Annotated in this window: 23 protein-coding genes and 1 pseudogene; 16 read left to right on the top strand and 8 right to left on the bottom strand. The window is 52.5% G+C overall.

What is annotated here, in order from left to right; genetic code table 11:
* Positions 1-193: 193 nt before the first annotated feature.
* The 3 genes and pseudogenes from SPL01S_RS24375 to SPL01S_RS04585 form a co-directional block, all read right to left on the bottom strand.
* A pseudogene (locus SPL01S_RS24375) lies at positions 194-512 on the bottom strand (tyrosine-type recombinase/integrase); the annotation flags it as partial.
* Between the two features lie 218 nt (positions 513-730).
* Complete coding sequence (locus SPL01S_RS04590; protein WP_147424931.1) at positions 731-1402, bottom strand: acyltransferase family protein; 672 nt, start codon at positions 1400-1402, stop codon at positions 731-733.
* Between the two features lie 970 nt (positions 1403-2372).
* Positions 2373-3020, bottom strand: a complete 648-nt coding sequence (locus SPL01S_RS04585; RefSeq protein WP_232246016.1) for an alpha/beta fold hydrolase — start codon at positions 3018-3020, stop codon at positions 2373-2375.
* A gap of 513 nt (positions 3021-3533) precedes the next feature.
* On the opposite strand from SPL01S_RS04585, the gene SPL01S_RS04575 reads away from it, so the two are divergent.
* The 9 genes from SPL01S_RS04575 (at position 3534) to SPL01S_RS04535 (ending at position 9349) form a co-directional block, all read left to right on the top strand.
* Positions 3534-3887, top strand: a complete 354-nt coding sequence (locus tag SPL01S_RS04575) for a hypothetical protein (RefSeq protein WP_063197846.1) — start codon at positions 3534-3536, stop codon at positions 3885-3887.
* Positions 3888-4160: 273 nt separating this feature from the next.
* On the top strand, positions 4161-4700 hold the full coding sequence (locus SPL01S_RS04570) for a cysteine hydrolase family protein (RefSeq protein WP_063197844.1): 540 nt from the start codon (positions 4161-4163) through the stop codon (positions 4698-4700).
* A gap of 115 nt (positions 4701-4815) precedes the next feature.
* Complete coding sequence (locus SPL01S_RS04565) at positions 4816-5166, top strand: DUF4377 domain-containing protein (protein WP_020438857.1); 351 nt, start codon at positions 4816-4818, stop codon at positions 5164-5166.
* 246 nt (positions 5167-5412) lie between these two features.
* Positions 5413-6612: an enoyl-ACP reductase FabV gene (fabV, locus tag SPL01S_RS04560; RefSeq protein ID WP_004943136.1), complete on the top strand. Its 1200-nt coding sequence runs from the start codon at positions 5413-5415 to the stop codon at positions 6610-6612.
* Between the two features lie 161 nt (positions 6613-6773).
* The gene (locus SPL01S_RS04555; RefSeq protein ID WP_062871324.1) at positions 6774-7337 is read left to right on the top strand and encodes a DUF2975 domain-containing protein; all 564 of its coding nucleotides are present in this window, start codon (positions 6774-6776) and stop codon (positions 7335-7337) included.
* A 7-nt stretch (positions 7338-7344) separates the two neighbouring features.
* A complete protein-coding gene (locus tag SPL01S_RS04550; RefSeq protein ID WP_006316720.1) occupies positions 7345-7560 on the top strand; it encodes a helix-turn-helix domain-containing protein in 216 nt (71 codons plus the stop codon).
* Positions 7561-8181: 621 nt separating this feature from the next.
* A complete protein-coding gene (locus SPL01S_RS04545; RefSeq protein WP_063197841.1) occupies positions 8182-8502 on the top strand; it encodes a hypothetical protein in 321 nt (106 codons plus the stop codon).
* 23 nt (positions 8503-8525) lie between these two features.
* Positions 8526-8939: a hypothetical protein gene (locus tag SPL01S_RS25150; protein WP_232246015.1), complete on the top strand. Its 414-nt coding sequence runs from the start codon at positions 8526-8528 to the stop codon at positions 8937-8939.
* Between the two features lie 59 nt (positions 8940-8998).
* Positions 8999-9349, top strand: coding sequence for a hypothetical protein (locus SPL01S_RS04535; protein WP_063197839.1), 351 nt, complete (start codon positions 8999-9001; stop codon positions 9347-9349).
* Here the strand turns inward: SPL01S_RS04535 and SPL01S_RS04530 are convergent.
* Complete coding sequence (locus tag SPL01S_RS04530) at positions 9333-10253, bottom strand: LysR family transcriptional regulator (RefSeq protein WP_063197837.1); 921 nt, start codon at positions 10251-10253, stop codon at positions 9333-9335. The genes SPL01S_RS04535 and SPL01S_RS04530 overlap by 17 nt on opposite strands.
* A 131-nt stretch (positions 10254-10384) precedes the next feature.
* Between SPL01S_RS04530 and pcaD the strand changes: the two genes are divergently transcribed.
* Positions 10385-11176, top strand: coding sequence for a 3-oxoadipate enol-lactonase (pcaD, locus tag SPL01S_RS04525; protein ID WP_063197834.1), 792 nt, complete (start codon positions 10385-10387; stop codon positions 11174-11176).
* Here the strand turns inward: pcaD and dcuR are convergent.
* The 3 genes from dcuR to SPL01S_RS04510 all read right to left on the bottom strand — a co-directional run bounded on the left by dcuR (position 11173) and on the right by SPL01S_RS04510 (position 14464).
* Positions 11173-11892: a two-component system response regulator DcuR gene (gene dcuR, locus SPL01S_RS04520; RefSeq protein ID WP_004943147.1), complete on the bottom strand. Its 720-nt coding sequence runs from the start codon at positions 11890-11892 to the stop codon at positions 11173-11175. The genes pcaD and dcuR overlap by 4 nt on opposite strands.
* Positions 11893-11896: 4 nt before the next feature.
* Positions 11897-13498, bottom strand: coding sequence for a sensor histidine kinase (locus SPL01S_RS04515; protein ID WP_063197832.1), 1602 nt, complete (start codon positions 13496-13498; stop codon positions 11897-11899).
* Between the two features lie 123 nt (positions 13499-13621).
* Entirely contained in the window at positions 13622-14464 is an 843-nt protein-coding gene (locus SPL01S_RS04510) for a class I fructose-bisphosphate aldolase (RefSeq protein ID WP_004943153.1), read from the bottom strand.
* Positions 14465-14998: 534 nt separating this feature from the next.
* Here SPL01S_RS04510 and SPL01S_RS04505 point away from each other — a divergent pair.
* The 4 genes from SPL01S_RS04505 (at position 14999) to SPL01S_RS04490 (ending at position 19665) form a co-directional block, all read left to right on the top strand.
* Positions 14999-15928 carry a sugar ABC transporter substrate-binding protein gene (locus SPL01S_RS04505; protein ID WP_063197830.1) on the top strand — a complete coding sequence of 310 codons (930 nt, stop codon included), beginning with the start codon at positions 14999-15001 and terminating at the stop codon, positions 15926-15928.
* A gap of 222 nt (positions 15929-16150) precedes the next feature.
* On the top strand, positions 16151-17635 hold the full coding sequence (locus SPL01S_RS04500; RefSeq protein WP_006316728.1) for a sugar ABC transporter ATP-binding protein: 1485 nt from the start codon (positions 16151-16153) through the stop codon (positions 17633-17635).
* 17 nt (positions 17636-17652) lie between these two features.
* Complete coding sequence (locus tag SPL01S_RS04495) at positions 17653-18681, top strand: ABC transporter permease (protein WP_004943164.1); 1029 nt, start codon at positions 17653-17655, stop codon at positions 18679-18681.
* Between the two features lie 63 nt (positions 18682-18744).
* Positions 18745-19665: a sugar ABC transporter substrate-binding protein gene (locus SPL01S_RS04490; protein ID WP_063197828.1), complete on the top strand. Its 921-nt coding sequence runs from the start codon at positions 18745-18747 to the stop codon at positions 19663-19665.
* A 68-nt stretch (positions 19666-19733) separates the two neighbouring features.
* Here the strand turns inward: SPL01S_RS04490 and SPL01S_RS04485 are convergent, their stop codons facing one another.
* On the bottom strand, positions 19734-20549 hold the full coding sequence (locus SPL01S_RS04485) for a MetQ/NlpA family lipoprotein (protein WP_063197826.1): 816 nt from the start codon (positions 20547-20549) through the stop codon (positions 19734-19736).
* Between the two features lie 275 nt (positions 20550-20824).
* Here SPL01S_RS04485 and SPL01S_RS04480 point away from each other — a divergent pair, with 275 nt between their 5' ends.
* Entirely contained in the window at positions 20825-21355 is a 531-nt protein-coding gene (locus SPL01S_RS04480) for a hypothetical protein (RefSeq protein WP_063197821.1), read from the top strand.
* 145 nt (positions 21356-21500) lie between these two features.
* Complete coding sequence (locus SPL01S_RS04475; protein ID WP_013812494.1) at positions 21501-21926, top strand: universal stress protein; 426 nt, start codon at positions 21501-21503, stop codon at positions 21924-21926.
* Positions 21927-22072: the final 146 nt, after the last annotated feature.

Below are 22072 nucleotides of genomic sequence, written 5' to 3'. Positions count from 1 at the left end.
GGTAAGCTACTCTTAAAGTGCATGGCTGAACAAGCCCTGCACAAAATGCCAACTTTTAGCGCACGGCTCTCTCCCAAGAGCCATTTCCCTAGACCGAATATAGGAATCGTATTCGGTCTTTTTTTATGCTATTGATTTTAAAGGATTTATTTTTAATTGTCCGAATTATGTCCGAATTTTGATATTCGGTCTTTTACAGCATTACGTATTCTTTCCCGCGCGTATCGACGTATTTTTTCCGTCATCATTTCGGATTTGTGCCCCAGTAATTTCTGTGCAAAATCCTTCCCTTTTTCCTTCTTATATAACCGCCCGGCCAGGCTTCGGATCTCGTGGAACGTCGGCGGATTTTCTTCAAACTCCAGCCCAGAAGCTTTTCGCGTTACCACAAATTTTTTAGTCAGTCTGTTTGGGGGCAGAGATCCGTCAGGGCTGTTTTTTCTGATACCGGCACTGAGCATGGAATTGGTTGTGCTGGCCAGCCGATAGCGGTCGATCACAGTGCCAAGTCTCTAATGATAGGTATCAGACGAAGGCACATTGCGGATCAAACCGAAAATCGTCTCGCGGCTATATTTTCAAAATCAACATCGCCAAAGGAAGTATGCCGGACGCGCTGCCCCGCCGCGCAGGTAAAGATGGTGGTCGAGAGGCATTTGGAGTGATTATTTTATTTACGAGTATTCATAGGGCGTTGTTAGGGGAGATGAGTCTCCCCCAGCTACCGTTTTCATACTGGTGAGCGCATGGCAATTGACTTCACCTTTCCGTATTTACGGAAGGGAACCTCTATAAATCTATAGTTAAGTTCACTAAATATAAGTGTTAGTGCCAAAAACAAAGAAATATAAATCAGCTCCATGTATAAACTAAAATCAGTGTGTTCGTTGAAGAAAATGCTTTTGACTACGCTTATCATTACAATGTGGGTAAGGTAAATGGAGTATGATCGTGAACCTATGTAGTCGCAAATTTTCCTGATTACCATGTTTGATGAAAAAACATTTATGTTTATGCTTGCGATAAGCACAAAAATACCAGAGAATAAAGCGGTTAGTCCAACAGAAAAGAACACAATAGGTTTCGGGCTTGTAAGTATCGCCAATAAAATAGTCAGCGTGATAAATATGAAAAATGGGTGATTTACTCTTCCATTTAATGATTTTATCGTTTCGCTATTTATTATTCTTGTGTTTAAAACCGCTATAGTAACACCAAGTGCAATTGCATCAGTCCTTAATGCCCACATGAATGGGGTGGATGTATTTAGAGTTCTCGGTAAGAAAAACTGGGCAATAAAAACAACAATAAAAAAGTAAATTAACTTACGCGGCATTAAAATGCTATCACCGGGAGCAGGAAGTAAAACTGATTTTCTAAAGATAGGCTCCAGTAAATCCAAAGATCACCACAAATACCCAGCGGCCTGCATTCTGAAAAGTAAAAGTTAGAGGTTTGTGTTACAGCAGCAAAAGCTGACTTATATAAAACCTCAATAGGAAGAAATGCGCCATTCCCACCCCAGAGTATTGATAAAACGACAGAAATGGAAATCCAAAGAAATGCGGATGGAATGAGTCTCCAAAATCGTCTTACCCAAAAAGGGAGAGAAAAATTTAAGAATGAAGAAAGGGTTCTATCCTTGGGTATTTGGTCAAGTATCGACTTTGTTATAATGAATCCAGATACACAGAAAAATAAGTCAACTCCGCTCCCGAATCTTGATATGTCCAATAGTTTCCAGTATGCGGATTCTGGGGAAAGTCATGCGGCAATATGCGCCAAAATAACAAATGTAATAGCCAGTGTTCTGAGAAATTCAATGTCATGGTTTTTGTTGTCATTCATGTATTTTAAAACTCGCACTCATTAATTAAAAATATTTGGCATTTTAACATACACGCACAAATCAATCACCTACCAACCGAAATGTCGGAGAGTTATTCATGTCATCTGAAGATTGCCAGTTGATGGTGTCGTCGGTACGGACGTTGTGTTTCCCATTCGTAGCACACAACAGACCACCGACGAAGCAAAGAGCTGCCTGTCAGCATACTGCTGATGAGTCAGATGCGATTTTGGTATTACGACTCGGGATGTTATGTAAAATAATGCCGGGATGGATTCCGGCTATTTTCCAAAAATGCCTTTCGTTATCGATCAGTGCTGGCTTCGACTGTATCCGTACCGCGCTTTAGAATACGTGGACGGGTCGTGCGAGTTTGAGGGCTAACCGGTGATTTGATGACCGGCCGTTAATGTCTTTTTATGTCGAATTTTTTCCGAATCGTTCCGAGAATTCTGCCAACCAACTTTACCCCGCAATTGATAGCGGGGTTTAAAGATGGGTAGAGTAGTCTGATAACTATGGCTTATCTTTGACTAGTAACTTCGGTATTTAGTAAGGATAATAATTCGGCTATAAATTTTTTCGGTGCCTCTAGCATTGGGCTATGTCCGCAATTTTTGATTACAGTCATACTGACGTTTTTTAATTGTTGCGATAGCGTAACCCATGGCTCCATGGGAGTTATCATATCATGTTCCCCCCAAATAAAGTGGGTGGGCGTGGCCATTTTATTAAGAGTGTCTGGGATATCATACTTTCTACTGAATGATAACCATCTTACGATGTTTTTATGAATCTGTTCATCACTGAAAAGATGAGAAATCTCATCTATTCCACGTTGTGGCACTTTGCTTTTATCAAAATAAACATTGCTCATCAAAGAACGAGCATATTTAGTATCGCCCGTACGCAGTTCACTTAATGATACGCCGGCATCCGCTTCAATCTGGCCTGGCGCTCCACTCATAAGAAGGCCTTTAACCTGAGAGGGCGCGAGGGATGCGTAATGTAAAGCAATTAATGCACCCAATGAGTTATCCACTAAATAAGGTGCTTCATTACAAGAGGCGATCAGATGATCCAGCGAGTCTTTCGCCTTTTTATAGTCACTACCAAAAGTTACAGATATTGATTCATTGAATACTATAGGACCATATCTATGGTCAATCATACCCTCAACAACTGATTTCCATATCCAATCCCCGGAAAATAACCCAGGCGGAAATAATCGGATGACCAGAGCCAGTCTTGGTACATAACATGATAATTGTTTCCTTTTGCGATTTTTTAAGTTTTTTTCCTAAGCGTGAAGGTGCCTACTACCGTTTAATAAAAGGTAACAATTATGATTATCTTGGCTTTGTATTTGATCCACTGATCTTTTTTGATGATGCATCGATATTAATAACCATACAGTGTTACTTGGCGAAAAATATTGCTCTGCAATAGATATGATTATTACGATAATTGTATTTTTGATTGAATATTTTTTTGTGGTATTTTTTCAGTTTATGATTAATAGCCTGGTTTGTTTATTTGGGGATTTCGACGCTATCAATATTCATGATCTTTTAATTAAGGTGTGTCGCCAAGGGCACATCGCCAGTCGTGTGATATCCCGAAAATAAGTTGATAAAGTCCGCTCGCTGTATATGGATACAGTGATAATGACAAAGGAACCAAAATGACAAACCTGATTATTGATGAGCATAACGGTGTGACACTAACTCCGGAGCAGGCAAAAGCGTTAACCAAGGTAGCGGTAGGGGGTGGGTTCGAAGGTGCCGTCCTTTTAAGTAAGTACCTGGGCCGTTTGCCGCTGCCGATTGATCCGGCGATTGTATACGACGAAGTGCTGCATTCAGCCGCAGCCTATTATTTGGCTATCTCCCTGGAGGGGCGTTGCTTCTCTGGCGTGGGGGTGCCGGTTGTTGCTCAAGATGGCGTCAGTTGGGCATTTAAATACTCGTTTGATATGGAGGAAAGTTATGGTGAAGAAATAACGACCCAACACTTTACGGTATCCTCTCCAAGCTAAGCACTCAAAAAAGCCCTGGCAAATTTGCCAGGGCTTTCTCGTTGCACTGGGTAATATCTTCCCTTTATAAACCTCATTGACTCCTTTGCCGACCTTAAGCATTATCGAGTGATGAAATATACCTTGCTCACCTCTACCACAACCACGACAACCGCCTTTTTCTGGCGGGCCGTAAGGGTGCGCGTGAGCTAAAAACGCAGTTCCCCAAAGCCCCGCCAGCAATGGCCGGGGTGTCTTTATGCTCCGTCCTGGTTGGTAACGACGGAGATTCACATGCAACAACATCATCACCGTACCGCACTTTTGATCATTGATATGCAGCTTGGCATGTACGAGGGCCCGGAGCCGCCTTATGAAGGCGAACGCGTTCTGACTAATATCAACGTGCTGATTGGTAGGGCGCGCGATGCGGGCTGCCCCATATTCTTTGTGCGCCATGCCGGGCCAGAAGGTTCACCGATCGCAGCAGGCAGTCATTTTTGGCAACTACACCCGCGTCTGGCAATCGATGCGGCAGTGGACAGGGTTATAGATAAAAACCGGCCCAGCTGTTTCTATCACACGGGGCTGGCCGAGCAGTTGAACGAAGGAGGCATAACCCGGTTAGCGATAATGGGAATGAAAACGCAATATTGCGTGGATACCGCTTGTCGGCAGGCGGGTGAGCTGGGATTTCAAACGCTACTGGTCGCCGATGCGCATACCTGTAGCGATACGCAGGCGCTGAGTGCCGAGGCGATAATCAGGCATCATAATCTGACTCTCTCGGGTCCTTTTGCCCAGTTGATACAAACTGCGGACGTGCAGTTCTGAAAAAACGGCGGGCCGGGGATTTCGGTTCGCCGATCAATTCGGAACACGCCGCTGGCCCCGGTAGCCGTAGCTTTGGTACTATCCCTCCCACCCAAACAGTCAATGGTGCATTACATTGAAAATCCAAGCGTTATTATTTGTTGCCGTCGCCGGTTTGGCTGGCTGCAGCCAAGAGGGAACCTCAGTGAATCAACCCAAGAAAAACAAGGGTGACCATACGGAAGTGTTACTGGTTAACAGTGCGCTGGTGGATTGCATGGGCGTCTCCCCAATGAAATGCATGCAGGTGCGTCATTCAATACAAGGGCAGTGGGAAATGTTTTATAGCCAGATTGAAGGTTTCAACTTTGAACCGGGCTACCGCTATCGCCTGAAGGTTAAGGTGACCCAGGCTGAAAACGTACCGGCCGATGCGTCCTCATTGCGCTATACGCTAGTTGAACAGTTGGAAAAGAAGAAGGTCTGATTACGCCCCGGCAGGTCAGGGCCGAAAATCCTGACCTGATGGCCGTGTACCCAGCTGGCAAGGTACTTTTCGCCGTAAACTCCCCAGGCCATCACGCTTTATGGTCTCCCTTTGTGGCCAGAGTTTACCGGGCGAGACTGGTCTGCTCACTGGGCTTGTTGCGATTCTGCAATGCGCCTGTCTTAAGTATATTGTGAAAATCAGGTATATTGTCCTTCGGTTTTTAGCTACCAAGACAAAATTACTATGATTATCAAACCTAAAATTCGTGGTTTTATCTGCACCACCGCTCATCCGGCAGGCTGTGAAGCCAACGTCCGCGAGCAAATTGCTTACGTTAAATCCCGTGGCGAACTGAAAAACGGGCCTAAAAAGGTGCTGGTGATTGGCGCCTCTACCGGTTACGGCCTGGCGTCACGTATCAATGCTGCGTTCGGCAGCGGTGCGGCCACCATCGGCGTATTTTTTGAAAAGCCGGGCAGCGAAGGCAAAACCGGTTCTGCCGGTTGGTACAACTCTGCCGGTTTTGATAAGGCAGCTAAAGAAGAAGGCCTGTACGCGAAAAGCATTAACGGCGACGCTTTCTCCAACGAATGCCGTCAGACCGTTATTGACCTGATCAAACAGGACCTGGGTCAGATCGACATGGTGGTTTACTCGCTGGCTTCCCCGGTGCGTAAAATGCCGGAAACCGGTGAAGTGGTGCGCTCGGCGCTGAAACCTATCGGCGAACCGTACAAATCCGTGGCGCTTGACACCAACAAAGACGTGCTGGTAGAAGCCGTGGTTGAACCTGCCAACGAGCAAGAAATTGCCGATACCGTCAAAGTGATGGGGGGCCAGGACTGGCAGCTGTGGATGGACGCGCTGGAGGAAGCCGGCGTGCTGGCAGACAACGTACAGGCTGTAGCTTATTCCTACATCGGTACCGATCTGACCTGGCCAATCTACTGGCACGGTACGCTGGGCAAAGCAAAAGAAGATCTGGATCGCGCGGCTCAGGCCATCGATCAGAAGCTGAAGGCCAAAGGCGGCGCCGCTTACGTTGCGGTGCTGAAGTCGGTAGTGACTCAGGCTTCCTCGGCCATTCCGGTAATGCCGTTGTACATCGCCATCGTCTTCAAAATCATGAAGGCTCAGGGGATCCACGAAGGTTGCATCGAGCAAATCCAACGTCTGTTCGCCACCAAACTTTACAGCGGTACCGCACCGGACACCGACGAGAAGCATCGTCTGCGTCTGGACGACTGGGAACTGCGTGACGACGTGCAGAACACCTGCCGTGAAATTTGGGCGCAGATCAACGACAACAACATCAATGAGCTGACCGATTACCAGGGCTACAAGGCCGAGTTCCTGCGCCTGTTCGGTTTTGGTCTGCAGGGCGTTGATTACGAAGCGGATCTCAGCGGTGAAGCGAAGTTCGACGTGATCGAACTGGTCTAAACCTAAACCTATCGAGCATTCGGAAAAAGCCGGGTTCCCCCGGCTTTTTTACGTCCATATCTGCCTGTTCCCGTCGCTACTCATCAGTCAACTTGATCGTTGACAGCAATAAGTTATCGTTTTACGATAACTTATTGCTGTTTTCCAAGGATGAACTTGTTATGGCTGCCGTGCCACGGATCCACCTTCCACTTTACGTACGTTGCTTGTGTTTGTTGATCATGGCGATGCTGATTATCAGCACCGGCGTGGAGATGTTTATGATTATCCAGGGCTGGGTGCAGGGCGAAGCGTTCAACAGCATTGTGGCCGCCTATCGCGACTACTACCCGGAGTTGAATGCCTACGCCATCCCGCAGCAGCGCTGGGCGATTTTCACCACCCTGTTGCTGGATATGTTCGCCTACGTGCCTTATTACAGCGCGCTGCTGTGCGGTGCCGGGCTGTTTTATCAGTTTTATCGCGGCAATGTCTGGCACCGCAACAATATGCTGTTGCTGCAGATCATCGGCATTTTACTGATTGTCGATGTACTGTTCCCTTCATTGGCCGGCATGTTGCAGGTGATGATACTGACCGCCAGTGAAAAAATGCTGTTAATAATTTATTATGGCGTCAACAGCGAGTCGGTACGCTCGTTGATCGTAGGCTGCGCAATCCTGGTGTTTAGCCGGGTATTCCTGGAAGCGTTGCGGCTGAATGAAGAACAGCTTTCTTTCGTGTGAGAATAGAGTGGCGATAATAGTAAGTCTTGATGTCATGTTAGCCAAAAGGAAGATGCGATCGAAGGAGCTTGCGGAGCAGGTGGGGATCACGGAGCAAAATTTATCGTTGCTGAAGAACGGTAAGGTGAAAGGTGTCAGGTTGGAGACGTTAGATAAAATCTGCCGTATTCTCGATTGCCAACCGGGCGATCTGCTGGCCTGGGAACCTGATAGCGAAGGCTGACGCGGCGGCGCATTTTGTGCGCCGCTCTCTCTTTGCTGAGTGTCATTGCCGTTGCGCTTGGCCGGTTTATTTGTTTGTTTTAAGTTAAATCACTCGCCACATTATTTAACAGTAATGCTTTTTGCCTTGGCATGTCCGCTGGGCGCATTCTGATTAATAAACTAAAAAAAGTGATTTTTTTATTTACCGTCACCGACGGTTAAGTCTATTTTAAGGAGAATATATGGCATTGCGTCATGGGATCCCCGCGCTGATAATATTGCTGAGTGGTTGTAGCGCTATTCATGCAGATTCATCTTATTCGTCCTGGGAGCCGCCCGTGCGGGCAACTCGGGAACAAAAACAACGCATCGGCAGCGGTGAATCAGCCTATTCCGTATTGAACGAAGGCTCTCCCAGTATCGGCGGAACCCTCGACTGGTCCCGGTTATGGGATCGCTAATCAGCATAAATATATTATGCCTGCGAATTATAAGTCTCATTACTGACCATTTAATTAAGGTTTATTATTGTTCGGTTAATGTGTTTTCTCTCGGTCAACGTTTATTTTAATGGCAAATAATGCCTCTTTTGATTTTATGGAAATGAGTGCCTGCATGGGGCTTATTACAGGAGTTTATTGTGGAAAAAGGCATTCCCGTTATTTTTATATTCTTATTGTTTCCCTGGAGCTACCCGGCCACTGCCGCCCGTTATGATCGGGAGCATGAAGGGGTCTCGCCTGTGTTGTTTCGCAAGAAACTGAAAGAAGTGGCCCACGGCCTGTGGGACGAAATGGGTAATGAAAAACAGCGGTCGCTGGTGGCGACGCCAAGCGAAGACAATATGCTGGCCCTGCGTAAAGGCTGCAAGACCCAGGGAAAAACTGCTTCTGCCACGGGTGAATCGTATCCGTCGGCCTTGCCACGCGAAGAACAGCCGTTGCTTATCGACGGCTGCTAGCCCCAACGGCATTAATGGAGTTTATGCTTTTGAAATTGACCTCTGTGATTGCGGCGGCGTTCACCTTGCTGGCGTCTTGCTGTTGCTATTCATTTGTCGACCGGCACGCTCAGCACGCAGCCTCTGAGGCGAAAGACGATGCCGTTGACTATCGGCAGCGGTTTAACGGGCTGTTGCAACATCTCTGGTACGTAGAGCAAATCCGTTCGGAACAGGCGCTGCTTGCCGATTTGCGGGCACAGCGAAAAGCGCTGGAGGCCACCATCCATCGATTGGAATCCGAGTTACCCACGGCGGAGCACCGCCGGCGCAAAGAACTCCTGTGCGGCTCGGCCTCTGTGGCGAATCCTTGCCTGCTGGTCAGGCGGTTGCCAATTCCAGTGATGGGGGCGCATCGCTTGTATGTCGGTACTTTTTGTCGCGCAAGGTTCAACTAAAGGCAGGCACTGAGCCGTGGGTGGTGGAATAGGATAAATTTAATGTTGGGAGTGCATCGATGAAACGGATTTTTTTGGCCTGCGTGGCGCAGTGTTGTTCTTTCTCTTCACAAGCGCTGGTTGATTTGCAATACCATGCCGCACAACCTCTGGATAACAAAATTTCTGAGGATTACCGGCAAAAGCGCAGCGGGCTACAGCATAAGATATGGAGCGCCGAAGGGGTGGCGTTGGCCAATGAAAAGGCGCTTGAACGGGAACGGCAACGGGGATCGACCGAAGAGGCGAACCGGCGGCGCAACAGCACGATGTTCGGTGAACGTCGTTGCGGCAATAAATCCCAGCAGGACGGAACGTGCCGGCTACCGGGCCGCGATAGGGCTTTCTCGAATCTCAAGCGCCGTCATTGATCCCCAGCAACATCGCCGGCATCCGGTCCAATAAAGTGTCGATAGCTGCGCGGGTTTTGGCCGGAAGATAACGAGTCTGTGGCCACACGGCATGAATATCGCTGGGCAGCAGGTGAATATCGCCGAGCACTGGCACCAGTTCGCCGCAGCGGAGATAGCGCGCCAGCAGCCAGTTTGGCAGCCATACCAGCCCGGCGCCGGCAACGGCGGCATCGGCCAGCGAATGCAGATCGTCGAGGCGTAGGCGGATATCGATGTTCAGTTTACTCGCAGCGGCATCGGCCTGGAGTTGGCGCCAACCGACGTCCTCACCAAACCGATGATAGGCGATGCCGCTGTGGCCATCGAGCGCGGCAACGCTTTGCGGGTTACCATGCGCAGCCAAATAAGCAGGCGCTGCACACAGTGCAAGGTGTTGGCCGCCCAGTCGACGGGCGATGATGTTCGTGCTGTCATTCAGCGGGCCGATACGTATTGCCAGATCAAAACCTTCCTCTGCCAAATCCGCCACCCGATCATTGAAGGCGATATCGACCTGCAGATTAGGGTAGCGACCAACCAACGCCATCAGCACCGGGGTGATGCAGTGGCGGCCCAGCAGTTTCGGCGCGCTGACCCGCAAAGTGCCTTGCGGTTCTCGCCGCCCGCTGTCCAGTTCGGCGTCGGCGGCATCCAGTTCGCTTAATGCGCGCAGGCAGCGATCGTAATAGGCCTGGCCCTCGTGGGTCAGGCTCAGACCGCGGGCGTTGCGGTGGAACAGCAAAACTCCGAGGCGCAGCTCAAGACGGGCGATACTTTTACCCACGGCAGAGCGGGTCAGGTGCAGGCGTTCGGCGGCCAGGGAAAAATTGCCGGCCTCGACCACCCGTACGAAGGTTGTAATGCCGGTGAGACGATCGTTCATGGTCAAAATGGGGGTTCCTGTCAGGCTACACAGCCGGTCATTTAAGGCGCTCGTCAGCCTTCTTTAATCCTATAGCATAGTGGATATCGGGCGTCGGGATCCTCCTGCGCTCAAGGGCTATTGGGGTGACCATGAACAGCTTGTCTTTTATTACCGCCGGTGACGGCTGCAAGATTGCCTACAGGTTTGACGGCGCGGCCGATAAACCGGTTCTGGTGTTATCCAACTCGATTGGCACCACAATGGCGATGTGGGACGCTCACATTGCGGCGTTATCCGCGCACTTTAGCCTGCTGTGTTACGACGGCAGAGGGCATGGCGCGTCAGACGCCCCGGTGGGAGCCTATTCGGTCGCCAGGCTGGGGCGCGACGTGATTGAACTGCTGGATGCGTTGCAGCTCGATAAGGTGTTCTTCTGCGGCCTGTCGCTGGGGGGCATGGTCGGGCAGTGGCTTGGCGTACATGCGCCGGAAAGGATCGAAAAGCTGGTTCTGGCCAACACCTCGTCTTATTTGGGGCCGGCTGGGCAATGGGATGCGCGGATTGCCGAGCTGCGGCAGGCTGACATGCACGACGTCGCAGAAGGGTTTCTGGCCAACTGGTTTTCGACAGCATACCGGCAGCAACATGCGGCGACGGTGGCCCGATTTCGCACTATGCTGCTGGCCACCCCCATGCAGGGATTGGCTGGGTGTTTTGCCGCCGTTCGCGAGCTGGATATGCGCCGTACGGCGGCATTGATCCTGGCACCGACGCTGGTGATCGCTGGCAGGGATGACACCGTCACCACGCTGCCGCAGGGTGAATTGCTGGCCCGTACGGTGCCGGGCGCAGAGTTACTGGTGTTGCCGGTGGTGCACCTGTCCAACGTCGAGTTGCCCGATGATTTTTTGGCGGCGCTGTTGGATTTTCTGACCGGTTAGGCCGGCCGGCAATACTCTTTCAGCATGGCAAGGGCGTCCGGCTTCAGTTGGTAAAGATAGACCGGCCTGCCGGTGGTACCGTACAGAATACGGGTGCCAAGGATGCCGCTTTCTGCCAGATAGATCAGATATTTGCGGCAGGAAACGCGCGAGATGCCGATGGCGTTGGCCAGATTGTCGGTGGAGAACTCGCCGTCATGCTGCTGCTCAATCCATTCGCACACCGTACTCAGCGTGATGGTGGTCAGCCCCTTCGGCAGCTTCTTGCCTTCGCTGCTGCTGGGCTGGCGGCGCAGCAGGCTGTCGACGTCGCTCTGCGAAAACTCGCGTTGCGCCAGGATCTGCGACTGCTGTTGGTAGTTGTTCAACGCCTCTTTGAAACGGGTGAACTGGAAAGGCTTGATCAGATAATCCACCACGCCGTAGTGCAGCGCGCGCTGCACCGTGTCCACGTCGCTGGCGGAAGAAATGATGATGACGTCGGTTTTTTCGCCCAGTTCGCGCAGGCCGGGCAGCAGATCCAGCCCGTTTTCCTGCTGCATATAAATGTCCAGCAGCACCAGATCGACCGGGACGTTGGCGTCGGCCAGCAATGCGCGCGCCTGCGCCAGCGTGGCGACCGTTGCCTGGCAGTGAAAACCGCTGACCTGGCTCAAATAGTATTTATTGAGCTCCGCTACCATAGGATCGTCATCGATAATCAATACGTTAATCATGGGTTCAGTCCTTGGCCCGATAGGGAATATGCACAAAAAATTGGGTTAGCTCACCCGGTTCAGAGTCGAAATCAATGCTGCCGCCCAGCTTTTCCAGGCTGCTGCGGATCAGCGCCAGCCCAATACCGCGCCCCGGCCCTTTAGTGGAAAACCCTTGCTCAAAAATACGCGCGCCGATAGCCGGATCGATACCGGGGCCGTCATCACTGACAACACAGTGTAAGCGATCCTCATTGTGATGGAAGCTCAGGTTGATCTCATGCCCTTCAACGCCGTCGATGGCGTCGATGGCGTTTTCAATCAGATTGCCCAGCACGCTGATCAGCACATGGGTGGTTTCCGCATCGTCGGTTTCCGGCAGCAGGCTGGCCTCATCAATGGTCAGCTCAATGCCGGCCTCATGGGCGCGGCTGATCTTGCCGATAAAGAAGCCCGCGACCTCCGGCGACTGGATCTTGCGCAGCAGTGCGCCGATTTCTTCCTGATAGTTGCTGGCAGTGTTGATGATGTAGTTTTCCAACTGCTGGTAAGCCTTCATGTGCAACATACCGAGGATCACATGCAGCTTGTTCATAAACTCATGCGACTGTACGCGCAGAGCGTCGGCGTAGTGCGCCATACCGCTCAGGCGCTGCACCAACTGGCTGACCTCGGTTTTATCGCGGAAGGTGGCGATGGCGCCGATAACCTGGCCTTTGACGATCACCGGCACGGTATTGGTTAACAGCTCGCTGCCGTTAAAATTAATCTGCCGGTCGCGCAGCGGCTTGCCACTGGCCAGCACCTCCGCCAGATGCAACAGGGCCGGCCAATGCTTGCTGGCAGATTCCAGCAGCAAATTCTCAAGCGGCCCGCATTGACGCAGCAGCCGTTTGGCTTCGTCGTTGACGATGGTGATGCGCGATTGATTATCGACCGCAATCACGCCTTCTTTAATGGACTGCAGCATGGCGTTGCGTTGTTCGAACAGGTTGGAAATTTCGTAGGGTTCAAAGCCGAGCATGATGCGCTTCAGCGCTCTCACCAGGAAGAAGGTGCCGAGCGTGCCGACCAGCGCGGCGAAGGCTATGGTCCAGTAAATAATCCAGCGACTTTCGCCCACCACCCGGCGTACGGTATCCAGTGCGATGCCGAGCGACACCACGCCGATCTGCTGCCGCTGCGCGTCATAGACCGGGACAAAAACCCGCAATGATGGCCCCAGTGAGCCGCGAGTGATGGCGCTGTTGGTTTTGCCGTGCAGCGCCGGCTCCAGATCCTCGCCGATAAAATGCTGGCCGATGCGCCAGGGTTTGGGGTGCGAGAAACGGATGCCTTTCATATCGACCACCACCACGAACAACAGCTCGTTCTGCTTACGCACCTGCTCGGCAAAGCGCTGGATTTCGCCGCTGCGATCCTGACGCTCAAGGCCCTCGACCACGGTGGAAGAGAGCGCCAGCGTATTGGCAATCGCCATGGCTTTTTGCTGTAACTGATCTTGCCCCTCTTGGTTCATCTGCACAAAAAACAGCGCGAACACCACCAGCAGCACCGAAGCAATAATGGCGGACACCATCAGCGTGAGCGTGGTGCTAAGCTTCAGTGGGATCCGTTGTTTGGGCATGGCGGTTCTCCGAATGGCGATATCAACGATTCTTGCGGGGAATAGGCTACAGGGCAGTGACCGGCAGCAGGTTATAACATGCCGCCGCCGGGTGAGGGATTATTTTAGTTACAAAAGCCGCCTTCAGGGCTGATGGTAGATTTCCAGCGCCTGCTGGCCGCTGGCGCCCTGGTGGATGATCGCCATTAGCGCACTGACCACTTTTGACGGGTTGCTGTGCTGATAAACGTTACGGCCATACACCATGCCGGATGCGCCTTGCGCCATCAGTGCGGCGGACTTCTCCAGCACCGCGCCCAGTTCGCCTTTGCCGCCGCCGCGCACCAGCGTCGGGCAGCGTGCCGCTTCCACTATGCGGTGAAAATCGTCCACCCGCTCGGTCGGATCGGCCTTGATAATGTCGGCGCCCAGTTCACGCGCCAGCCGTACCAGAGGCACCATTTTTTCCACATCGCCCAGCGAGCCGTAAGCGGCGCCCTGGCCGGGCGGGGCCATCACCAGCGGTTCGATCATCAGCGGCATGGCGTAGCGATCGCAGGCATGCCGCAGTCGGCCGATGTTTTCCACGCACTGGCGGAAAATGCCCGGCTCATCGGGGATCAGGTACAGATTCACCACCACCGCTGCGGCATCCATTTGCAGCGCGGCGAGGATCGGTGCGTCCGGGTTATGCAGCACCGCCCACATTTCGCGGTGGCGGGCGGCGTTATAGGCATTGCCGACGTCGGTGCGCATCACCAGCGCCGGTTTGTCGCGCTGCGGCGAGCGTTGCAGCAAATCCGCCTGGCCGTAATTAACCTGAATGGCATCCGGCCGGGCGGCGATCAAGCTGCCCATGACCCGTTCGATATCCTCCAGGCCGATCAAAAAATCCGGTTCATTGGCGATGCCGTGGTCGATCGCCACATCGAGGCATTTGCCGTTATTAAACAGCCGGTTCATCCGTACCTTACTGCTGAGCTGCATGTCAGATCCTCCTGAAAATAGGGATATATCCAGTATCGCTGAGTAAGCATGGGCACGAAATGGGGAAACCGCAAACTGCGCGCTCGCTCGCACATTTACTGAGAAACCTGCGCGCCATTTTCTATTGCTGCGGGCGTTAACTGCGGCTGAGCGCAGTAAAGCCGGCACAGGGCTGATGGCTTTTACGCCATTTGTTAGATCCGTGTCATGTTTTTGTTACTTGGTCATTCCAAAACGCATGTTTCGCTTGTTTGAGTTAAAAAGTTTCAATAATCTCAATTATGAAATAAACATTTGATAATGGCGTGAAGACCTGAATTTACCGCCAAGGTGTATATTTCAATCTGTTGTTTTTATTCTATTTTGAGATATCGATCAAAATTTTACACACCGCCCGAATACGCAGAAAAAGCGGTAAATCTGCCGTATCAAAGGGATAACACCGACCGGATTGTTGTTTGAATGTAAAAAATATTTTTCATTAGCTGTCAAATCAACAGGCATCTTCATTCTAACGATTAAAGGGTACAGAACATGAAGCTGAAGAAACTGATCGTCACCTCGGTACTGATGTGCATGTTGCCGGCCAGCGTGTTGGCGAAAGACATCAAGATCGGCGTTTCAATGGCTTATTTCGATGACAACTTCCTCACCATCCTGCGCCAGTCAATGCAGAACAAAATGAAGGCGGACGGCAACGTCAGCGGTCAGTTTGAAGATGCCAAAGGGGATATTGCCCAGCAAATTCAACAGGTCGAGAACTTTGTCAGTCAGGGCGTCGACGCCATCATCCTCAACCCGGTCGATACCCAGGGCGTGAAACCGATGATCAAACTGGCGGAAAGCGCCAAGATCCCATTGGTGTTCGTTAACCGTCGCCCGGAAGTCACGCTGCCGGCGGGCATGGCCTACGTGGGCTCAGACTCCAAACTGGCCGGCAAACTACAGATGGAAGAGTTGGCCAAGCTGATGAACGGCAAGGGCAACGTGATGATTCTGATGGGGGAACTGTCCAATGAAGCGACCCGCGACCGTACTCGCGGTGTGGAAGAGGTGGCGGCCAAATACCCCGGCATCAAAATCCTCGATAAACAAACCGCCAAGTGGGGCCGTAAAGAAGCCGTCGACATTACCACCGACTGGGTGCTGACCGGTCAGCAAATTGATGCCATTGCCTCCAATAACGACGAAATGGCCATCGGCGCGATCCTGGCGCTGAAGCAGGCGAAGAAAACCGGCGTGCTGGTGGCCGGCGTTGACGGCACTCCGGACGCGCTAGAGTTCATCAAGAAGGGCGATCTGGCGCTGAGCGTATTCCAGGACGCCAAAGGCCAGGGTGAGGGCGCGGTGCAAACCGCCATTCAATTGGTGAAAGGCGAGAAGGTGGAAAGCAACGTCCTGATCCCGTATCAGCTGATCACCAAGGCCAATTATCAGGAATTCGCCGACAAGAACAGAAAATAAGCGTTAAAGCAGCGCGGCTATACCCTATGAATTTCATGCTGCAGCTAGGCGCCCAGCTTGCTAATCCCCAGGCGCTTACTTTAGTAAGTCACTGGGGTAAGCAAGAGCAGGTAACAACGCTGCAGTTTGAAAGGCGACGGGTATATATCCCTTGCCGTATTTACCCGGCACACGGCGGTAAATACGGCAGGGATGCATTGACGAACGGCGGAGGTTATCAGTATGTATCCTTATGTTCTTGAGGCTGAAGGCATCAGTAAGCAGTTTCCCGGCGTGAAGGCGTTGGACAAGGTCTCAATTAAAATCAAACCAGGCAGCGTACACGCGTTAATGGGGGAGAACGGCGCGGGTAAATCGACGCTGATGAAATGTTTAATCGGCATTTATCACCCCGATGAAGGCACCATTAAAATAAAAGGCGAGCCGGTGATCTTCAGCGATACGCTGCAGGCGCTGCATTCGGGTATTTCCATGATTCACCAGGAGCTTAACCTGGTGCCTTACATGACGGTGGCGGAAAACATCTGGCTGGGGCGTGAACCGGTGCGGCTTGGCTTCGTCAATCATGACGAGCTGAACAGGAAAACCCGCGATCTGCTGGCACGGCTGAACATCAAGTTAAAACCGGAGACCCTGGTCGGCGAACTTAGCATCGCCAGCCAGCAAATGGTGGAGATCGCCAAGGCGGTTTCCTATAACGCAGACGTCCTGATTATGGACGAACCCACCTCGGCGCTGACCGAGAGCGAGGTCGGGCATCTGTTCGCCATCATTCGCGAGCTGCGCGAACAGGGTAAAGGCATTATTTATATCAGCCACAAGATGGACGAGATTTTTGCCATCACCGATGAAGTGAGTATTTTCCGCGACGGCACCTTTATCGCCTGCGATAAAACGGAAAACCTGACCAAGCAGTCGCTGATCACCATGATGGTGGGGCGCGAACTGACCCAAATGTTCCCCAAGTTCAACAACAATATCGGCGAGGAAGTGCTGCGGGTCGAAGGGTTGCGGCGTTCGGACTGGTTCCACGATGTTTCGTTCAGCGTTAAACGCGGCGAGATCCTCGGCGTCGCCGGGTTGGTGGGCGCAGGCCGCAGCGAGGTGATGGAAAGTTTGTTCGGCATGCACCCGGCGGACGGTGGCAGCATCTTTATCGAGGGTAAGGCGGCAAAGGTTGATTCTCCCTCAAAGGCCATCGAGCTGGGGCTGGCCTTTCTGACCGAAGATCGCAAAAAGTCCGGGTTGTTTCTGGTGCTGTCGGTGGTCGAGAACATGAGTATCGTCAACCTGTCGGAATACATCGGCAAGAACGGGTTTGTCAGCCATGTGCAAATGGCCAAAGACTGCATGGAGCAGATCAAAAAGCTCAACATCAAAACCCCGACCATGGATCAAATCATCAATAACCTGAGCGGCGGTAATCAGCAGAAGGTGCTTATCGCCCGCTGGCTGCTGGCACAGCCGAAAATATTGATTCTCGACGAGCCCACGCGCGGTATCGACGTGGGGGCGAAAGCGGAAATTTATCGCCTGATCAGCGAGCTGGCGAACCGTGGCGTCGCCATTATTTTGGTGTCCTCGGAATTGCCGGAAATCCTCGGCATGAGCGATCGGGTGATGGTCATGCACGGCGGCCGTATTACCGGCATTTTGGATAAAGAAGAAGCGGATCAGGAAAAAATCCTGGCGCTGGCCTCTGAATAACGCAAAGGTGAACCACCATGAGTAATGTAAAAATCGAGAAGCCGCTTGCGGGTAAAGCGCCACTGTTCTCTGGCCTGAGCGGCAAAATGCCGAAAGACACCGGCATCTTTATCGTGATGATCGGCATCGCGCTGATATTCGAAATTCTCGGCTGGTATATTCGCGATCAGTCATTCCTGATGAACCCCAACCGGCTGTTGCTGATCGTGCTGCAGGTGGCGATTATCGGCATTATCGCCGTTGGCGTTACCCAGGTCATTATCACCACCGGCATCGATCTTTCATCCGGCTCGCTGATTGCGCTGACGGCGGTGGTGGCGGCCAGCCTGGCGCAAACCTCCGACAGCATTTCACCGATGTACCCGGCACTGCTCGATTTACCGGCGGCGATCCCGATCGGCGCGGGGATTGGGGTGGGCATCGTTTGCGGCTTCATCAACGGTTTCCTGATTACCCGCACCGGCATTCCGCCTTTTATCGCCACTCTGGGCATGATGGTGTCGGCGCGCGGCCTGGCGCAGTATTACACCCAGGGTAACCCGGTCAGCTTCCTGTCCGACGGGTTTACCTCGATCGGCCAGGGCGCGATGCCGGTGATCATCTTCCTGGTCATTGCGGTGATTTTCCATATCGCGCTGAAACACACCCGGTATGGTAAATACATTTATGCCATCGGCGGCAACATGACCTCGGCCCGGGTATCCGGCATCAACGTCAATAAATACCTGGTAACGGTGTATACCATCGCCGGCGGTCTGGCGGGGTTGGCGGGCGTGGTGCTGGCGGCACGCGTCAGCAGCGGCCAGTCGAGCATGGGGATGTCTTACGAACTGGACGCCATCGCCGCGGCGGTGATTGGCGGCAGCAGCCTGATGGGCGGCGTCGGGCGCATTACCGGCACGTTGATCGGCGCGGTGATCCTCGGGCTGATTAAAAGCGGCTTCACCTTTATCGGCGTGGACTCCTACATTCAGGACATTATCAAAGGCGTGATTATCGTCGCCGCCGTGTCGATCGACATGCACCGTAACCGCAAAAAACACTGATTGCCGTGAATTTCCGCCGGAGCAACCTGGCCGGCGGTATTTTTTTATCTCTGGGGAATCACCATGAAATACTTAAAAAAAATCGTGCTGGTGGCGGCGCTCAGCTGTTCCACCTCGGCGCTGGCGGAAACCATCGGCGTGTCGATGGCCTATTTTGACCAGAACTTCCTGACCATTATCCGCCACTCGATAGACAAAGAGGCCAAGGCGCGCGGTATCACCGTGCAGTTCGAGGACGCACGTGGCGACGTAGGCCGCCAGACCGATCAGGTGCAGAGCTTTATCAGTGCCGGCGTGGACGCGATTATTGTCGATCCGGTTAATTCGGCGGGTACGCCGGCCATCACTAAACTGGTGACCAAGGCGGGCATTCCGTTGGTGTACGTGAACCGCACGCCGGGTGACAGCAAGTTGCCTTCCGGCGTGGTGTTTGTCGGTTCCGACGAGAAAGAGTCCGGCACCCTGCAAATGGAAGAGTTGGCGCGCCTGGCGAACTACAAGGGTAATGTCGCGATCATGATCGGTAATCTGACCGATGCCGGTGCGCTGCAACGCACCAAAGACGTGGAGCAGGTGGTAGCGAAGTACCCGAACATGAAGGTCGTGCAAAAGCAAAGTGCCAACTACTCGCGCAGCGAAGGCATGGATTTGATGATGAACTGGGTCACTAACGGCGAACTTATCGATATTGTCGCCGCCAACAACGACGAGATGGCGATTGGCGCGATCATGGCATTGCAGCAGGCCGGCAAGCGTGACAGCAAAGTGCTGATCGGCGGCATCGACGCCACCCCGGACGGCCTGAAAGCGCTGTCTTCCGGCAAGATGCAGGTGACGGTATTCCAGGACGCCGTTGGCCAGGGCAAAGCCTCGGTCGACGTAGCGCAACGGATGATCAAAGGCGAAAAGCTGGAGCCGTATTATTGGATCCCGTTTGAACTGGTGACGCCGGCCACTATGCAAAAGTTCGTGACGAAGCAGTGACTCCGGCTGGTTGAGGTTAGGGCGCTGCTGATGCAGCGCCCTGGTTGACACTGGCGTTATAAAAGGCGTTACCAGCCCTTCACCGCGTCGCCCTTGTAGATGTCGGCTGCGCTGGCAGCCACTTCATCGGTCTGGTAGGCCTTGACCAAATCCTTTACGTTTTCGTTGTCTTTGTTATCGATGCGGGTGGCGAAGATATTGACGTAAGGCGAGTTTTTATCTTCGACAAACAGACCGTCCCTGGCCGGTGACAGGCCGATCTGGCTGGCGTAGTTGGTATTGATAATCGCCAGCGCGACCTGTTTATCGTCCAGCGCGCGCGGCAACTGTGGCGCTTCGATCTCGACGATTTTCAATTTCTTCGGGTTACCGACGATATCCAACGCGGTAGGCAGCAAGCCGACGCCGTCTTTCAGAACGATCAGCCCCTGTTTTTGCAACAGCAGCAGCGAGCGGCCGAGGTTGGTGGGATCGTTCGGCACGGCGATCTGCGCGCCGTCCGGCAGTTGGCTGAGCGAGGTGATTTTTTTCGAATAACCGGCTATCGGGTAAACGAAGGTGTTGCCCACCGCGACCAGCTTGTAGCCGCGTTCCTGAATTTGCTTGTCCAGGTAAGGCCGGTGCTGGAAGGCATTAATATCCAGATCGCCGTTGTTCAATGCCTCGTTGGGCAGTACGTAGTCATTGAACGTCACCACTTCCACATCCAGGTTGTACTTCTGTTTGGCGACCTTCTGTACCACTGCCCACATCGATTGATCGATGCCGGAGCTGATGCCGACCTTAATATGATGGCTGTCTTGATCCGCTGGCTCACAGGCGGTGAGCAGCAGGGTACCAGCTACCGCCAAGGTTGCGGCGAGTTTTTTTAGCGTAAATGTCATTTTCCCAGAGTCCTTTTCAAAATAGCCTGCTGGTTATTGCAGGATAAGCAGTGACGATGACTCTAAGTAAACGTCCGGATAAAACAAAAGACGGATTCACTATGATTAATAGCGATTTGCTATGAGCAAGCTCAGGCGTCGCCGATCGTGAAATAATGGGAATCGGATTGCTCTGTTTGTGCCCCTGTTCTCCGGTTTGTTTTGACTGCGGATCCACCGGGTTATTATGATGTTCGCAGGCCCGGCAGGGGCAGAATTCACGAAAGGAAAATACAATGCGATTTAACATCTGGAGCAAGGCGCTGCTGCCGTTGGTGGTGTTGGCCTGCGTATCGACGGTGCAGGTGCAGGCGGCGGATCAGAGCCAGCAGGCAGCAGTTGAGCCCATCCCCAAAACATTGTTGGGTAACTGGCATGTCAGCAAAATTTTGCCGACGCAAACAGTGGGCTGCTGGGACGAACAGCAGGCAAAAAGCCTGGTCGGCGGCAAAATCAGTTATAAGGCCGATGGCTTCAACTGGAACGGCACTGCATTGAAAAATCAGGGGGCTACCCTCAGCACGGTTGAGGCGCAGGAGTTTGTCGAGGACAATTCCGGCAGCAGTTCCTACATTGACTTCCCGATGCTGGGCATCAGCACGCCTTCGGTTGAGCGGGTGACAATCCAGCACGCCGACACCGAGATTAAAGGCATTACCGATCAAGGCACCGAAGGCGTACCCGGCGACAACGTGCTGGTGAAAGACGCCAATACGCTGATTTTGTCGGTTTGCAATGTGTGGTTTGAAGTGCAGCGCGTGCGCTGATCCCCTCAGGCCCCGGCAGCGGGGCCATTCCCGCCAATATCCCCGTCCGAACGCTGCGTTTCTGAACTAAAATTAACCATAACGATATAACCCTGATGGGATATCGGAGCCTCGGCTCTCTACCGAGTCAATGACAGGAGGCGCTATGTGTTATCAACATATTTTAATTACCACCGATCTGAGCGATGACGGCAAACGGCTGGTTGAAAAAGGCGCGTTGCTGGCCGCTGCGCTGAAGGCCAAACTCTCCCTGATCTACGTGGACGTTCATTACGATACCTATCATGCAGCGATTGGTTTCTCGGAGAGAAGCTACGACGGCGTGTCTTTCGCCGACAAGATCAAGAAAGAGATGGAACCGATGACCCAAAATGTGAATTACCCGATCCACGAGGTGATTATCGGGCGCGGGGATTTTATTGAACAATTGCAGAACGCGGTAGTGGATAAAGGGATCGATCTGGCGATCTTCGGCCATCATCACGATCTGTGGAACAACCTGTTTTCATCGACCCGCCATGCCATCAATCAGCTGAACGTCGACGTGCTGGTGATCCCGATTAAACAGTAACGCATAAACAAACCGCGCCGCTGCGCGGTTTGTCGCCTTCAGGCTACCCAACCCCTCAAGATAAATGCGCTAAAGTTCTCTTTCTGCCGGCAAGCGGAACAGAGGGCGTTCATCTCAAAAACGACAAAAATCAGGTAACCCAACAA

The organism is Serratia plymuthica NBRC 102599 (assembly GCF_001590925.1).
Lineage (GTDB): Bacteria > Pseudomonadota > Gammaproteobacteria > Enterobacterales > Enterobacteriaceae > Serratia > Serratia plymuthica.
The sequence above is the reverse complement of the archived record's forward strand: the minus strand, read 5'-3'. Positions and strand labels throughout refer to the sequence as shown.

Coding starts and splice junctions, on each gene's coding strand:
- SPL01S_RS04535 (WP_063197839.1), top strand. CDS start 8,999: ATGAAACGGATTTTTTTGGCCTGCGTGGCGCAGTGTTGTTCTTTCTCT.
- SPL01S_RS04510 (WP_004943153.1), bottom strand. CDS start 14,464: ATGCAGCTCAGCAGTAAGGTACGGATGAACCGGCTGTTTAATAACGGC.
- SPL01S_RS04505 (WP_063197830.1), top strand. CDS start 14,999: ATGAAGCTGAAGAAACTGATCGTCACCTCGGTACTGATGTGCATGTTG.
- SPL01S_RS04495 (WP_004943164.1), top strand. CDS start 17,653: ATGAGTAATGTAAAAATCGAGAAGCCGCTTGCGGGTAAAGCGCCACTG.
- SPL01S_RS04555 (WP_062871324.1), top strand. CDS start 6,774: ATGGCTGCCGTGCCACGGATCCACCTTCCACTTTACGTACGTTGCTTG.
- pcaD (WP_063197834.1), top strand. CDS start 10,385: ATGAACAGCTTGTCTTTTATTACCGCCGGTGACGGCTGCAAGATTGCC.
- SPL01S_RS04490 (WP_063197828.1), top strand. CDS start 18,745: ATGAAATACTTAAAAAAAATCGTGCTGGTGGCGGCGCTCAGCTGTTCC.
- SPL01S_RS04475 (WP_013812494.1), top strand. CDS start 21,501: ATGTGTTATCAACATATTTTAATTACCACCGATCTGAGCGATGACGGC.
- SPL01S_RS04575 (WP_063197846.1), top strand. CDS start 3,534: ATGACAAACCTGATTATTGATGAGCATAACGGTGTGACACTAACTCCG.
- SPL01S_RS25150 (WP_232246015.1), top strand. CDS start 8,526: ATGCTTTTGAAATTGACCTCTGTGATTGCGGCGGCGTTCACCTTGCTG.
- SPL01S_RS04480 (WP_063197821.1), top strand. CDS start 20,825: ATGCGATTTAACATCTGGAGCAAGGCGCTGCTGCCGTTGGTGGTGTTG.
- SPL01S_RS04585 (WP_232246016.1), bottom strand. CDS start 3,020: ATGATTGACCATAGATATGGTCCTATAGTATTCAATGAATCAATATCT.
- SPL01S_RS04515 (WP_063197832.1), bottom strand. CDS start 13,498: ATGCCCAAACAACGGATCCCACTGAAGCTTAGCACCACGCTCACGCTG.
- SPL01S_RS04530 (WP_063197837.1), bottom strand. CDS start 10,253: ATGAACGATCGTCTCACCGGCATTACAACCTTCGTACGGGTGGTCGAG.
- fabV (WP_004943136.1), top strand. CDS start 5,413: ATGATTATCAAACCTAAAATTCGTGGTTTTATCTGCACCACCGCTCAT.
- SPL01S_RS04485 (WP_063197826.1), bottom strand. CDS start 20,549: ATGACATTTACGCTAAAAAAACTCGCCGCAACCTTGGCGGTAGCTGGT.
- SPL01S_RS04500 (WP_006316728.1), top strand. CDS start 16,151: ATGTATCCTTATGTTCTTGAGGCTGAAGGCATCAGTAAGCAGTTTCCC.
- SPL01S_RS04570 (WP_063197844.1), top strand. CDS start 4,161: ATGCAACAACATCATCACCGTACCGCACTTTTGATCATTGATATGCAG.
- dcuR (WP_004943147.1), bottom strand. CDS start 11,892: ATGATTAACGTATTGATTATCGATGACGATCCTATGGTAGCGGAGCTC.